15 protein-coding genes are annotated in these 13,741 nt (G+C 68.3%); 8 read left to right on the forward strand and 7 right to left on the reverse strand.

Annotated elements, in window-relative coordinates:
• Window positions 1–24 precede the first annotated feature (24 nt).
• Together CBM2594_RS24865 and CBM2594_RS24870 are read left to right on the forward strand one after the other, a co-directional pair.
• Complete coding sequence (locus CBM2594_RS24865) at window positions 25–516, forward strand: Lrp/AsnC family transcriptional regulator (RefSeq protein WP_116359427.1); 492 nt, start codon at window positions 25–27, stop codon at window positions 514–516.
• 164 nt (window positions 517–680) lie between these two features.
• A complete protein-coding gene (locus CBM2594_RS24870; protein WP_116359428.1) occupies window positions 681–1,535 on the forward strand; it encodes an AraC family transcriptional regulator in 855 nt (284 codons plus the stop codon).
• 3 nt (window positions 1,536–1,538) lie between these two features.
• Here CBM2594_RS24870 and CBM2594_RS24875 read toward each other — a convergent pair whose 3' ends face one another.
• The 5 genes from CBM2594_RS24875 to CBM2594_RS26925 form a co-directional block, all read right to left on the reverse strand.
• Window positions 1,539–2,159 (reverse strand): glutathione S-transferase family protein, encoded by a 621-nt coding sequence (locus CBM2594_RS24875; protein WP_116359429.1) that lies wholly within the window; start codon window positions 2,157–2,159, stop codon window positions 1,539–1,541.
• A 43-nt stretch (window positions 2,160–2,202) separates the two neighbouring features.
• Window positions 2,203–2,676 carry a GlcG/HbpS family heme-binding protein gene (locus CBM2594_RS24880; RefSeq protein ID WP_116359430.1) on the reverse strand — a complete coding sequence of 158 codons (474 nt, stop codon included), beginning with the start codon at window positions 2,674–2,676 and terminating at the stop codon, window positions 2,203–2,205.
• A gap of 54 nt (window positions 2,677–2,730) precedes the next feature.
• Window positions 2,731–4,005 (reverse strand): MFS transporter, encoded by a 1,275-nt coding sequence (locus tag CBM2594_RS24885; protein ID WP_116359431.1) that lies wholly within the window; start codon window positions 4,003–4,005, stop codon window positions 2,731–2,733.
• Between the two features lie 77 nt (window positions 4,006–4,082).
• Window positions 4,083–5,321, reverse strand: coding sequence for an acetamidase/formamidase family protein (locus tag CBM2594_RS24890; RefSeq protein ID WP_116359432.1), 1,239 nt, complete (start codon window positions 5,319–5,321; stop codon window positions 4,083–4,085).
• Between the two features lie 141 nt (window positions 5,322–5,462).
• Complete coding sequence (locus CBM2594_RS26925; RefSeq protein WP_232346745.1) at window positions 5,463–6,008, reverse strand: cupin domain-containing protein; 546 nt, start codon at window positions 6,006–6,008, stop codon at window positions 5,463–5,465.
• 292 nt (window positions 6,009–6,300) lie between these two features.
• Between CBM2594_RS26925 and CBM2594_RS24900 the strand changes: the two genes are divergently transcribed.
• The 6 genes from CBM2594_RS24900 to CBM2594_RS24925 all read left to right on the forward strand — a co-directional run bounded on the left by CBM2594_RS24900 (window position 6,301) and on the right by CBM2594_RS24925 (window position 12,065).
• Window positions 6,301–7,239 (forward strand): fumarylacetoacetate hydrolase family protein, encoded by a 939-nt coding sequence (locus CBM2594_RS24900; RefSeq protein ID WP_116359433.1) that lies wholly within the window; start codon window positions 6,301–6,303, stop codon window positions 7,237–7,239.
• Between the two features lie 106 nt (window positions 7,240–7,345).
• Window positions 7,346–8,380 (forward strand): porin, encoded by a 1,035-nt coding sequence (locus CBM2594_RS24905; protein ID WP_116359434.1) that lies wholly within the window; start codon window positions 7,346–7,348, stop codon window positions 8,378–8,380.
• Between the two features lie 172 nt (window positions 8,381–8,552).
• Window positions 8,553–9,536: a Bug family tripartite tricarboxylate transporter substrate binding protein gene (locus tag CBM2594_RS24910; protein WP_116359435.1), complete on the forward strand. Its 984-nt coding sequence runs from the start codon at window positions 8,553–8,555 to the stop codon at window positions 9,534–9,536.
• Between the two features lie 70 nt (window positions 9,537–9,606).
• Complete coding sequence (gene rraA, locus CBM2594_RS24915; RefSeq protein ID WP_232346746.1) at window positions 9,607–10,107, forward strand: ribonuclease E activity regulator RraA; 501 nt, start codon at window positions 9,607–9,609, stop codon at window positions 10,105–10,107.
• Window positions 10,108–10,122: 15 nt separating this feature from the next.
• Window positions 10,123–10,704 (forward strand): VOC family protein, encoded by a 582-nt coding sequence (locus CBM2594_RS24920; RefSeq protein ID WP_116359437.1) that lies wholly within the window; start codon window positions 10,123–10,125, stop codon window positions 10,702–10,704.
• Between the two features lie 179 nt (window positions 10,705–10,883).
• The gene (locus CBM2594_RS24925) at window positions 10,884–12,065 is read left to right on the forward strand and encodes an alpha/beta hydrolase (protein ID WP_116359438.1); all 1,182 of its coding nucleotides are present in this window, start codon (window positions 10,884–10,886) and stop codon (window positions 12,063–12,065) included.
• A 67-nt stretch (window positions 12,066–12,132) separates the two neighbouring features.
• Here the strand turns inward: CBM2594_RS24925 and CBM2594_RS24930 are convergent, their stop codons facing one another.
• Window positions 12,133–13,053 carry a dioxygenase family protein gene (locus CBM2594_RS24930; RefSeq protein ID WP_116359439.1) on the reverse strand — a complete coding sequence of 307 codons (921 nt, stop codon included), beginning with the start codon at window positions 13,051–13,053 and terminating at the stop codon, window positions 12,133–12,135.
• 126 nt (window positions 13,054–13,179) lie between these two features.
• Window positions 13,180–13,734, reverse strand: coding sequence for a cupin (locus CBM2594_RS24935; protein ID WP_116359440.1), 555 nt, complete (start codon window positions 13,732–13,734; stop codon window positions 13,180–13,182).
• Window positions 13,735–13,741: the final 7 nt, after the last annotated feature.

A 13,741-nucleotide genomic window follows, 5' to 3' on the forward strand; every position in this document is an offset into this window, starting at 1 on the left:
CATTGCCGTCAACCACGATTTGCCATGATCGAACTCGACAAGACCGACCTCAGGATACTGGCCGAGCTCCAGCGCGATGCCAGCCTCACCAACGTGGAGCTGGCCGCGCGCGTCAACCTGTCGCCCTCGCCGTGCCTGGCGCGGGTGCGCGTGATGAAGCAGTCCGGGCTGATCAGCAAGCACGTGACGCTGCTCGATCCGCGCAAGCTTGGCCTCAACGTCAATGTCTTTATCCAGGTAAGCCTGGAAAAGCAGACGCGCGCCGGGCTGGAATCGTTCGAGCGCGCCGTGCTGGCGCTGCCGCAGGTGATGGAGTGCTACCTGATGAGCGGCGATTCCGATTACCTGATCCGGGTGCTGGTGCCTGAAGTGCAGGCGCTCGAGCACTTCATCGTCGACAAGCTGACGCGGCTGGCCGGCGTCGCCAGCATCCGCTCCAGCTTCGCGCTCAAGCAGGTGAAGTACCAGACCGCGCTGCCGCTGCCCGAACCGGTGCAGAAGAAGCAGGGGCGATAGCGGCGCGCGGCGCACCCACCGTGCTGCGGTCTCCGCAGCAACCCCAATTGTTGCCCGCCACACTCCCCCGGTACATTCACGTCGGCCATGCCGGCCGCAGCAGCATCGCGGGGCCGGTTGCCCTTCGCAGGCGGGCCGATCGACTGAACCAACAGGAGTAGCAGATGGCAGAGCGGTACATGGCGCAGATCCTGCAGGGCGAGTTCGGGCGTGCCACGATCAACACGACCGGGCAGCCCATCGTCGAGCACGCCCATCGCGAGTTCAACGTCATCATCAAGCTCAGTGGCGCGGATACGTGCCTGCAGTCAGGCGAGGTGTCGCTGTCGGTCGATGATGACTCGGTGGTGCTGCTCAATCCATGGGTGGTGCATGCCAAGCATCCCAGCGACAGCGGCCCCGCGACGATCCTGTCGCTGTTCCTGAATCCGTCCTGGCTGGCGAGCGAATTCCCGCATACCGCGCTGCACCTGGATCACCTGTTTCCCGCACCGCGGGTCGCGCTGGTCGACGAGCTGCGCGACAACGTGCAGCTGCTTGTTGCCGCGATCTCGATGCACTCGCTAGCGTCGCCCGGGCTGTGCGAGGAACGCCTGAAGGCAGTGGTGGACACGGTGGTGCGGCACTATGCGAATCTCGATGCCGCGGGCGCGGCGCTGCGCCATACGCGACCGAGCGACCGCCGCATCCGCAAGGCGATCGCCTATATCCACGAGCACGCTGCCGAGAATCCGAAGGTCGGCGACATTACGCGCTCGGCCGGCATCTCGCGTTCGCATTTCTTTTCGCAGTTCAGCCGCTGCGTCGGGGTCTCGCCGCGGCACTACATCGACAGCCTGCGCCTGGGCATCGCCACGCGCTGGCTGGCCACCACGGACAGGCCGCTGACCGACCTGGCCGATGAGCTCGGCTTCGGCACCCACAGCAACTTCACGCGCTTCTTCACCCGGCACATGGCGCTGTCGCCGAGCGAATTCCGCCGGCGCGCGACCGATCTCGCGCTGCTGGAACGGCAGTGAACGCTAGACGCGCCGCTGCCCGGTCATCGGCGTGAAGGCGGCGCGCTGGCCGATGCGGGCGTACCACGCGTCCAGCGCAGGAAACTGCGCGCACGCCGGCTCCATGATCTTCCACAGGTTGTAGCTGATCGCCAGCGGGATATCGGCAATGGTGAATTGCTGTCCCGCGAAATAATCGCAGCGGCCGAGCGCGCGGTCGGCCAGCCGCAGCAGCGGCACGATGCCGTCGCGCGCGGCGTCGATTTCCTGCGCAGTGGGCGGCGTGCTGCGGGGCTTGACCACGAGCACCGCCAGCGCGCGCACGGCCGGCGCCAGGTGCGCGCACTGCCAGTCCATCCATTGATCGATGGTGGCGCGCACGCGCAGGTCGTCCGAGGTCAGCCGCCGCTGCGGATCCTTCGCGGCCAGATAGCGCAGGATGGCGTGGGATTCCCACACGGTGTGGCCATCGTCTTCGAGCGTCGGCACGCGGCCGTTCGGATTCCTGACCAGGTATTCGGGCGTGTCCGTGCCGCCGGCGGCACCGCCGGTCTCCTTCAGGACATAGGGCAAGCCCAGCTCCTCGCAGGCCCACAGCACCTTCTGCACGTTAGGCGAGCCACGGTGGCCCCAGACGGTCAGCATCGATCCTCCTTTGGACGGCGATGGCAATGGCGATGACATTGCGCTATTGCGCGCGCACGGGCGGCGTCACCGAGCCGCCGATCGACTCGATCGCGCGGGTCAGCGTCTCTTCCTCGACCTCGGCCTGGCCGCCGCTGGCCGCCACGGCACCAATCAGCGCGCCATCGACCCAGACCGGCAGCGAGCCGATGGCGGGCAGCAGCGGCGCGCCGTATCCGAGCGACGCGATATTGCCCCACACCATCGGATGATCGACATAGCGCTGGCGCAGCGCCCGCCCCGACTGCCCGCCGGTGGCGACGCAGGCAAAGGCCTTGCCGCGCGCCACTTCCATCGTGACGAAGGGGGCGCCGTCCATGCGCGCGGCGGCGACCAGGTGGCCGGCGCTGTCGACCACGACAAAGCTCAGTGCGCTGCCGTGGGCTTGCGCCTGCTGCATGGCGCTTTCGAGGATCTGGCTGGCCTGGCGGTAGCTGATCAGCGTGAGGCAATTGAGATTGGATTGTTCGGTGTTCATGGGTCTCTCGTATTTCAACGTCTTGAAGTCTTCCCCGCTATCGCGGCATGGTGGCTAGCGGATCGCCGCGCGGAAGGTGGGGGTGCGGCTCAGCAGCAATACCGATACCGCAGCGATGACGCCGGGCACCGCGATCGCGCCATAGATACTGGCCGGCGGCCACTGCCAGCCGACCAGCACTCCGACGCCCAGCGGGCCCAGCACCGCGCCGATGCGCGCGACCCCCATCGACCAGCCGACACCGGTGGCGCGCACGCGTTCCGGATAGAGGCTGGCCGACAGCGCCAGCAGCGACCCGCCCGCGGCGGAAGAGAAGAAGCCGGCCAGCGTTGCGGCGATGGCGACGGCCGCAACGCTCTGCGCCAGCGCCCCCAGGCACGCGATCGACGCGGCCGCCGCGGTCAGCGCGACCACCAGCGCCCGTTGCGGCGACACGTAGCGCAGCGCGGCGCTGATCAGCACCGTGCCGGCGACGCCGCCGGCGTTGAGCAGGCCCAGCATCGATGCGGCAACGGGCACGCTCCAGCCGGCCCGCTGCAGCAATGCCGGGGTCCACACGCCCACCACCACCAGCACGGTCCAGGTCATCCAGCACGCCAGCCACAGCCACGCCGTGGCGGTGCCGCGGCCCTCGCCGAACAGCGTGCGCAGCGGCGCCACGCGCGGCGCGGGGCCGGCATCGTGCTGCCCGCCGCGCTGCACTTCGCGTGATTCCGGCAGCAGCCACGCCAGCACCGGCACCAGCAGCAGCGGCGCCGCCCCGCCCAGCAGGAAGATCGCCTGCCAGCCGAAGCGCGGCAGCGTGAAGGCGCTCAGGAACGAGCCCGCCATGCCGCCGATCGGCACCGCCGCCCACAGCAGCGTGACCACCCGCGCGCGCAGCGCGGGCGGCGTGAACTCCGACGCCAGGCTGATAAAGTTGGGGGCCACCCCGCCCAGGCCGATGCCCGCCAGGATGCGGATCAGCAGCAGCTGGCTGTACGAGCCCGCCAGCGCGGTGCCCAGCGAACTGAGCGCGATCAGCATCGTTCCCGCCACCAGCAGCCGCTTGCGGCCAAAGCGGTCGCCCAGCGCGCTGAACGTCACCGCGCCGATCAGGAAGCCGATCTGCGAGGCACTGAAGAGCGGGCCGAAGGCCTGGATGTCGATGCCGATCGACGCCGCCATGGCATCGGCCGCGGGGCCGACGGACTGAGTATCGAAGCCGTCCAGGAACGCCACCAGCCCGCACAGCAGGTAGACGCGCCAGGGCAGGCGCTGCGCGCCGTCGGGCGCCGACGGCGCAGCGTCCGCTTGCGCAGCGCGGATTTCCGGTTGAAGAGAGACCATGGTCACGGCCCGGGCATGCCGGGCATTGAAGGAAGCAAGGAACGCCTGCGGTGCGCTGCAGGCCCCGTCAGCATGCGCTAGGCCCCGGCGCGCAGCGATTGCGATATCTGCGCCTGCCGCGCCGCGCTGAAGATGCGCTTGGGCAGCATGGCCTGGACCACCTTGGGCGACTGGAAGCGGTAGTTGCTCTGCGTCTGGTTGGCGTACTGCGTCACGCGGAAGCTGCCCTCGATGCTGCAGAGCGCATACACGTCGTGCCAGGACAGCGCGGTGGCCGCGCTGACCCAGCCGATCATCTGCCGCAGCCCGGCGGTGAGCGCATCTTCCAGGCTTGGCCCCGAGCCGAGCACGATCCAGTGCGTCGGCGTTTCGGCCACCGGCGCGCTCAGCGCGATGCGCTTGTGCAGCACGTACTGGATGCGCAGGTCTTCCATCGCGGTTTCGATGCCGGTCTGGTTGACCGCGCCGTCTCCCTGCGCGGCGTTCGAGTCGCCGGTCCACATGCGCGCGCCGGGCACCTGCACCGCTACGAACAGCGCGGTGCCTTCGACCAGCGCCGGCAGCGACAGGTTGCCGCCGTTGGCACCCAGCAGCAACGCACTGGTCGGCTTGTCGCCGGCGGGCTGCGCGGCGATCGCGCCTTGCACCGGCGCCAGCGGAATGCGCACGCCGGCGGCGAATTCGGCATGGCGCCGCTCGGCGTCGAAGCGGAAATAGTGCAGGTACGGTTCCTGGAAATCCCCCGGCAACGCGCCCATGCCCTTCACCGTCGAATTCCAGCCCCAGTCGATCGGGCGCAGACGCAGCATCCTGCACTCGATCACGTCGCCCGGCATCGCGCCCTTGATGCTGACCGGCCCGACCAGCGATTGCGGCCCCTGCGGATAGCGCTTGCGCACCACGTTGCGCTCGGCAAACGACATGCCGTACTTCGCTTCGTTGCCCCAGTGCACCCACGTGTCGGGGTAGTGCACGACATCGCCCGATTCGATCTCCAGCACCGGCGGCGCGGCCGGGTCCAGCTCGCCGACGCGCACCGTCTGCGGCGTCGAGCGCAGCGTGTGCACCTTGCCATGCTGGTTCGGGTCGAACACGCGCAGCTGGCTGCCCTCGCCCTCGGCGGCACTGCCCGATGCGGCGTGCGCGGTCGCGCCCACCAGCATCGACGCCCCGCCGATGCCGGCCAGCTTCAGCATGCCGCGCCGGCTGAGCCCGGTGCCGACCCCGGCTGCAAGCCGGCGGATGGCGTCGAGGTTCGATGCGTCGGCGTCATCGCAGGCATTGGCCTGGCCGATGTTGGTTGTCTCTGTGGTCACTTGCTTTCCCCCAAGTTTTGTCCGGTCGGTCACTGCCGGTCCCGGCGCTGCGCTCGCACGTGGCGATCGGTCCGACGATACCCGCGGTGGTGCGGCAGCCCTTGCTCGGCGCGTCGGCTCGCTTATCAGATCGTCCGATTTTCAGCGCGGCGCCGCGCTGCGTGCACCGAGCACCACCGCGGCGAGCCACGCGCGTTCGGTCCCGTGGTTCATCCAGCGATGGCGCACGCCGTTCTGGACCACCGTGTCGCCCGCGTGCAAGGTGGTCGCGACGCCACCGTCCAGCTCCAGCGTGATGGACCCGCCGAGCACCACGACGAAATCGATCGACGTGGTCGCATGCATACCGGGCACCTCGGGGTCCATCAGTTCCAGCAGCCCGGGAATGTCCCGCTCCATTTCTTCCCTGGCCCGTTCCGGGTCGGCCGGCGGCTGGGCGCGCAGGGCCTCGGCCAGCGGCGGCACGCTGAAGATCGAGAAGTGATAGCCGCCTGGTGGCGGCGAGAACTTCGGTGCATCCGCCGCCTCGCCGGGATTCGGCACTGCGGGCGCCGCCGCCGCGCCCCACAAGGGCACCGTGGTCACGCCGCCCGCCAGCGCCGGCGCGCGTTCCGGCACTTCGATATCGGAGGCGATCACCGCCTTGCCGTGCTGCAAACCTGTCACTACCCGCCTGACCGTCTTCATGGCTCGTCTCCCGGAGCGTTGCGCTGTTGGCATGCGGGCCGGCAACGGCAGATCCGCTACTGCGAGCCCATTCCTGATGCAGCGCGAGTCTAGGACCTGCCTCGCCATGCCCGGCACGCGCCCACGAAATTTTTGGACTGCCGGTTAAACCTGCGGGCTATCGGGTCACGTCGATCGGCCGCTGCGCGCTTACGCTGGGTCCTCAACGGCGGCGGGCTGCCGGCTCGCCAGACACGAACCCGGCCAGCCGCCTGGTCCCGCCTTCCTTCGACACGCTGCACCAGCCCACAACATGAAGATCATTGCTTATGCGGACGGCAACGCCACTGCGCTTGGCGTCGTCACCAGCCCCACGCATTTCGTCGCGGTCGCGCAGATCGCCCCGGAGCTGCCCTCCAGCCTGATCGCGATCCTGGAAAGCGAGCACGGCCTGGCGCGGCTGCGCGAGGCCGCGGCCGGCGTGGCGGGCAACCGCGCGCTGGACTCGGTGCGGCTCAGGCCGTTTCTCGAGCGCCCCAATGCCATGTGGGCGCTGGCGCTGAACTTCAAGAGCCACCTCGCCGAAACCGGGCTGCAGACCAACGGCGACTATCCGCATCTGTTCCTGCGGATGCCGGCGTCCTACGTCGGCGCGGGCGAAGCGATCGTCGCCCCGCCCGAAGCCGTTGCGCGCGCGTTCGATTACGAAGGCGAACTGGGGGTCGTTATCGGCAAGCCGGGACGCTTCATCCCCGAAGCGCGCGCGCTGGAGCACGTGGCCGGATACACCTGCATCAACGAAGGCTCGGTGCGCGAGTACCAGGTGCACAACCGCCAGTTCGGGCTGGGCAAGAACTTTGAAGCCTCGGGTGCGTACGGGCCGTGGCTGATGACCGCCGACGAGTTCGGGGATCCCGCCACGCACTCGGTGCTGACCCGCCTCAACGGCGTGGTGCGCCAGCGCGCGCGGCTCGACGACATGCTGTGCGGCGTGGCCAGGGTCATCAGCTACCTGAGCGAGGGCTACAGGCTGCGGCCCGGCGACCTGATCGCGATGGGCACGCCGGGTGCGCTCAAGCCGCAGCCCGACGACGTGGCCGGCCGCGACCTGTCGCGCCAGTACGGCCTGTTCAAGGTGCCGGGGCTGGTCCACATGCGGCCCGGCGACGTGGTCGAGGTGGAGATCGACGGACTGGGCACCCTGCGCAACCCGGTGGTTCGGGACGACGCGCATCCGGAAACCCCGCGGTAGACGCAAGCGCCACCTGCCTGCCGCCCGTTGCCCAACGGCGCTGTGTGCCAGCGCGCCGGCCGTGTTCCTTTTTTCGCATTCATAACAAGAGAGAGTGGAGGAGAAGATGTTGGAAGCACGTCATTGCCTGAAGCACAGCCTGACCATTGCATTGCTCACCTGTCTGTGCGCCTCGGCCACGGCACATGCCGGCGGGGTCCGGCTCTACGGCCTGATCGACACCTATGTCGGCAGCATCAAGCCGAGCGGCGCGCCGCGCAGTTCCTGGCAGCTCGACAACGGTGGCGAAACCACGCCGTTCTGGGGCATGGGCGGCGAGGAAGACCTGGGCGGCGGCCTGAGCACGGTGTTTGCCATCGAGAGCTTTTTCCGCCCCGACACCGGCGAGATGGGCCGCAGCCCGGTCGACGCGATGTTTGCCCGCAACGCCTATGTCGGCCTGTCTTCGAACAAGTTCGGCGAGCTGCGCATCGGCCGGAATTCCACGCCCATGCTCTATCTGACCGGGCAGTTCAATCCCTTTGCCGGCTCGACGCGCTTCTCGCCGCTGAACGTGCAGAACTGGATTCCCACGTTCGGGCGCCTGATCCATGGCGATACCGGCTGGAGCAACGCGGTGCGCTACCTGTCGCCGAACTTTGGCGGGCTGAGCTTCCAGCTCATCTACGGACTGGGCGAGGCCGCCACCAACAATGGCACCAACAACATGGGCGCCATGATCCGCTACCAGAACGGCCCGCTGGACCTGGCCGTGGGCGGCAACCACACCAAGACCGGCGCGGCCATCACGGCGCTGGAGCCGAGCCAGAAGGTGCTGTTCACCGGCGCTTCGTACGACTTCAAGGTGCTGAAGCTGTTCGGCACTTTCAACATGACGAAGAACGGGCGCTCCGAAGTGCGCACCTATACCTACCAGGCCGGGGTCTCGGCGCCGCTCGGACCCGGCCGCCTCAATGCCAGCTACGCTTGGACGCGGAACGACCGCCGCACCCTGGATGACTTCAACCGCACCACGGCAGCGATCGGCTATAGCTACGACCTGTCCAAGCGCACCGACGTCTATGCCAACTACCTCTACGACAAGCTGACCACCGCCGGCACCGGCAACACCTTCGGCGTGGGACTGCGGCACAAGTTCTGAGTGCGCAGGCGCGCAGCACGTCGTGCTGCCACAGGCCGGGCAAGGCGAAACAAGCCGCGCTTTGCCCGGCGCATCTTCCATGCAAACGGCACATGCTGCCGCGCACCGGTCCTTAGAATGGACTGCGGCGTGGTATCGCCGCCCTCAGAACGATAATTCGACAGGAGACCGCATGCGCTATCCGAGAACCCTCCTCGGCCTGCTAAGCATCACCGCAACGATGCTCGCCGCCGTGCCCGCCATCGCCGGCGCGCAGGAATACCCCAGCCGTCCCATCCGCCTGGTGGTGCCGTTCGTGCCCGGCGGCGTCACCGACGCCAGCGCGCGCCTGGTGGCCAACAAGCTGGGGCAGTCGCTGGGCCAGAACGTGGTCGTCGACAACCGTCCCGGCGCCTCCGGCAACATCGGCGCCGAGATCGTGGCGCGGTCCGGTGCCGACGGCTACACGCTGCTGCTGGGCTTCGACGGCGCGCTGGTCACCGGCACGCACATCACCCGGCCGCGCTTCGACGTGCTGAAGGACTTCGCCCCCGTGACCAAGATCGGCGATGCCACCCTGATTTTCGTCACCAACCCTTCCGTTCCGGCGCGCAGCTTCAGCGAGCTGGTGACGTACTCGCGCACCAGCAAGGGCGCGGGGCTGTCGTTCGGCAGTTCCGGCACCGGCACCACCTGCCATCTCGCCGGCGAGCTGTTGCGCGAACAGGCCGGCATCCAGCTGCAGCACATCGCCTACAAGGGCGGCTCGCAGGCGCTGACCGACGTGCTCGGCGGCTCGCTGCCGGTGCTGTGCACGGCGGTCGCCAGCGTGTCGCAGTATGTGAAGAACGGGCAGGTTCGCGCGATTGCGGTGACCGGCAGCCACCGTGTCGCCTCGCTGCCCGAGGTGCCGACCCTGATGGAATCGGGAGTGAAGAACTTCAGCGTCGATTCCTGGGTAGGCATCCTCGCGCCGGCGGGCACGCCGGCCGCTGTCGTGACCCGCCTGCAGCAGGAAATCCGCAAGGTGCTGGACCAGCCGGAAATACGCAGCAAGATGCTCGAGCTGGGCATTACCCCGGTCGGCAATACGCCGGAAGACTTCGGCCGGCAGATCCACCACGACTATGCAAGATACGGCGAGGTGGTGAAGAAGGCCGGCATCACACTCAACTAGGCGCGGCCGGAACCGGCAACGGCGTTGCCGCGGGACTGCCAGCGCGCTTCCATTCCTCACCCTGACGATCATGTTCTCTACCAGCGATCTTTCCGACGATCACCCCGACACCACTTCCGTGTGCCAGCTGCAGTTCCGCAGCTTCGGCCTGCGCGAGCAGTTTGCCGGTCCCTGCGCAACGCTGCGCGTGCAGGAAGACCATCGGCCCGTGCTGCGCCAGCTGTCCACGCCCGGCGAGGGGCGCGTGCTGGTGGTCGACGTGGGCGGCTCATTGCGCATCGGCGTCTTCGGCGACCGGCTTGCAGCGCTGGCGGCCGGCAACGGCTGGGCCGGCCTGGTGATCCATGGCGTGATCCGCGACAGCAAGGCCGTCAACGGCATCGATATCGGCGTCAAGGCGCTGGGGACCACGGCGCTGCGCAATGCGATCGAGCAGCCCGGCGCCGCCGACAACATCCCGCTGAGCTTCGGCAACGTGACGTTCCGGCCGGGCGACTGGGTGTACTGCGACGCGGACGCCGTGCTGATCAGCCCGGAGCCGATCCGCGCCGGCGCGCCGCAAGACTACTGACCGTGGAGCCGACCCATGTCCCTGCCCAACCAACCTGAGCGGCCAGCGCCCGGCATCGGCGTGCCGGTGCACGGCCTGCACCACTTTGCCTGGCGTTGCCGCGATGCCGAGGAGACGCGCCACTTCTATGAAGACCTGCTGGGCCTGCCGCTGGTCCACATGGTCCGCGCCGACGTGGTGCCCAGCACCGGCGAACGCTGCCCGTACGCGCATTTGTTCTTCGAGATGCAGGACGGCGGCTGCATCGCCTTCTTCGACCTGGGCGACGACCAGGCGGCGCTGCCTTCTCCGAACACGCCGCCGTGGGTCAACCATCTCGCGCTGCGCGTGGCCTCGCGCGAGGACCTGCTGCAGGCCTGCGACCGGCTGCGTGCCGCCGGCGTCGAAGTGCTGGGCGTGACCGACCATCACTTCCTTGAATCGATCTACTTCTTCGACCCCAACGGCATTCGCCTGGAGCTGACCACGCCGGCCGGCGACCCGGACCACGCCCGCGCGGCGCGCGAGAGCGCCCATCGCCAATGCGCGGAATGGGTGGCGGAGAAAGCCAGCGCGCGGCAGCAGCGCGAGGCGGCGCAACGACCCGGACCGGGCTGAACGCGCAGCAGCGCGCAACAACGCCAACACGCGCCACACCCGCCACGCCAGCGACGCGGCGCCCATTCACGATGGGCGCCTGTACGCGGCCGTCCCTGCAAACGCTCACACGCACTGCGGAGACATCCGCGCGCGGGCGTTCCTCTTTCCCTATCCAGAACCTCACCACGAGATGCGCAATGCCTGACCTCACACGCAAATACGAGTTCGACCGGCTGCCGGTCACCATCCAGTTCCAGGAGCCGGCCGGCATGGCCGAGACCTATGGCTTTGCCGGCAGCCAGGGCTACACCTTCCTCGAAGGGCAGCGGCTGGTGCCGCGCGGCGCGCCGTCCGGCGTGGTCTACCTGTTCATGCACCCGTCGTCCACGCTGCAGCTGATGCCCATGCCGACTGCACTGGCGCAAGCCGGCATGCACGTGATCTGCGCCGCCAGCCGCTACGCGAAGAACGATACCGCGCTGATCATGGAGAAAGTGGCGTTCGACCTCGGCGCTTACATCCGCCATGCGCGCGAGGTGCTCGGCTATGAAAAGGTGGTGCTGGTCGGCTGGTCGGGCGGGGGCGCGCTGTCGCTGTTCTACCAGGCCCAGGCCGAGTGCCCGACCATCACGCACACGCCGGCCGGCGATCCGTACGACCTGACGCAGGCGCGCCTGATACCGGCCGATGCGCTGATCTTCGTCGCCGCCCACCTGAGCCGCCCCGAGACCCTGACCGAGTGGCTCGACCCGTCCGTCACCGACGAACTCGATCCCGACCGGCGCGACCTGGAACTCGATATTTACGACCCGCGCTGTCCGCATCAGCCGGCGTACACCGCGGAGTTCATCGCGCGCTTCCGCCAGGCGCAACGCGCACGCAACCGCCGCATCAGCGACTGGGCCATCGACATGCTGGCGCGGCTCAAACGCGGCGGCACGGAACTGGAACGCGGCTTCGTCGTGCATCGCACCATGTGCGATGTGCGCTGGCGCGATACCAGCATCGACCCGAACGGCCGCAAGGCGGACTGGTGCTACCTGGGCGATCCTCGCGTGGTCAACTCGGGGCCGGTGGGCCTGGCGCGTTTTTCGACGCTGCGCAGCTGGCTGTCGCAATGGTCGTATGACCATTCCAACATCAAGGGCCCGGTGAACGCGGCGCGCATCCGCCATACGCCGGTGCTGCAGATCGAGAACGGCGCCGACGACGCCGTGCCCGCGACGCACAACCCACTGGTATTCGAGGCGCTGGCGACCGCCGACAAGGAATTCGTGCGCATCGAGGGCGCCACGCACTACTACCTCGGGCAGCCGCGGCAAATGCAGCAGTGCCTGGAGATCGTGGCAGATTGGTCCAGGCGCAAGATTGGCGCTTGACCCGGCAACAACGGCAAAGCGGCGGCCCAGGCCGCCGCTTTGCGCTACCGGCGCAAGCCAGCGAGGCTCACGGCAGCGGCGGCTTGGGCAGGCGCGTCTCGCCCGGCTCGAGCTTCAGTTCGACATCGAGGCGGAAACCGCCGTTGCCGTCCGGCTCGAAGTCGCGCAGCAGCGAACCGACCGCGCCGAACGCCGCGTCGCTGAAGGCATAGGGATCCAGCGCATCGAAGATCTGCGTGGTCAGCACCTTGTGCCCCGGCGCGATGGCGATGAAGTGCAGGTGCGCCGGGCGCATATGGTCGCGGTTCTGCAGCTTCAGCAGTTCGCCGCACGGGCCGTCGATCGGCACGCCATAGCCCGACGGCCGCACGCTTTCGAACCAGAAGCGCCCTTCGGCGTCGGTCTCGAACACGGCACGCAGGTTCATGTCTTCCTGGTGGTCGTCCTGGTTCTCGTAGAGGCCGCTGGGCGCGGCCTGCCAGGTCTCGATGCGCGCGCCGGCGATCGGCGTGCCGTCGATCGACACCACGCGACCGTGTACCGTCAGCGGGTCGCCGGTGGTGTCGGGCGTGGCGATATGCGCGCCGTTGGGCCGCACCGGCTGGTTGGCGCGCCAGAACGGGCCGATCAGCGCGGGCTCGGTGCCGCCGGCGGCCAGCACGGCCTTGGCGTCCATCAGCAGCACCAGCGTGGCGAGGCCCAGGATATCCGCCAGCAGGATGCCCTCGTGCTTCTTGGGGCCGGTGGCCTGGCCGATGCGGACCATGAAGTCCAGGCCGGCGTGGAGTTCTTCATAGGTCAGTTGCACCTCGGACGCGAACGCGTGCGCATGCCGGATCAGGGCATCGAGGATGGTGCGGGTACGTGCGTCGGCGGTGCCGGCATTGGCCTTGAGCACGGCTTCCAGCAGCGCCTCGGGGGTGGCGGGAATCGATTGCGGGGACGCCGCGGAAGCGGCGCTTGCGCGGGCTACGGAAGCAGAAGTCATAGTGTGGTCAGCTCCTGTGGGAAGTGGGGATGGAATCTGGCGCGGAGCGGGACGTCGCGATGACGCCCCGCTCGATGCCGCAGGCGCCTGCTCGTTGACCACGCCTCCGGGTCGCCGCGGACGTCGTCAGCCTTCGGAGCGCGGCTGCGCCGAGTCCGCCGCGCTTTCCTTGATGTAGCCGTCGTCGCCGTAGACCAGGCCGGTGGACTCGGCCGCCTTGACCACGTCCGGGTGCCAGGCGATACGGCCGCATTCCTCGTCGGTGCCGCCCACCACAGAGTAGACCACCAGCGCGTGGTCGTTGGGGTTGCGGAAGCCGCGCATCACGCCGATCGGGCACGAGATCACGTCCCACTGGTTCAGCATCAGCGAATACTGGCCCTTCTCGCCCCAGATCACTTCCATCTGGCCATTCAGCGGGCAGAACACTTCCTCGGTCTTGTGCGCGTGCAGGCTGGCGCCCTGCCCGACCGGGATTTCGATAAAGGTCACGCCGAAGCGGTGGTTGCCCGGGATCGCGGGCTCGACGCCCTTGTTCTCGAGCACGCCGCGGTTCATGATCTTGTAGATGTTCTTCTTCATCCCCGGCAGGCGGCTTTCGATGAAGGTCTCGCCGTAAGGCTTGACCTTGCCCCAGCGCGCGATGCGGGTGGCTTCCATTTCCTGTGGCGTCGGATCCATGTGATTC

Origin of the sequence: Cupriavidus taiwanensis (genome assembly GCF_900249755.1) — a bacterium.
In the GTDB taxonomy this organism is placed as follows: domain Bacteria; phylum Pseudomonadota; class Gammaproteobacteria; order Burkholderiales; family Burkholderiaceae; genus Cupriavidus; species Cupriavidus taiwanensis_D.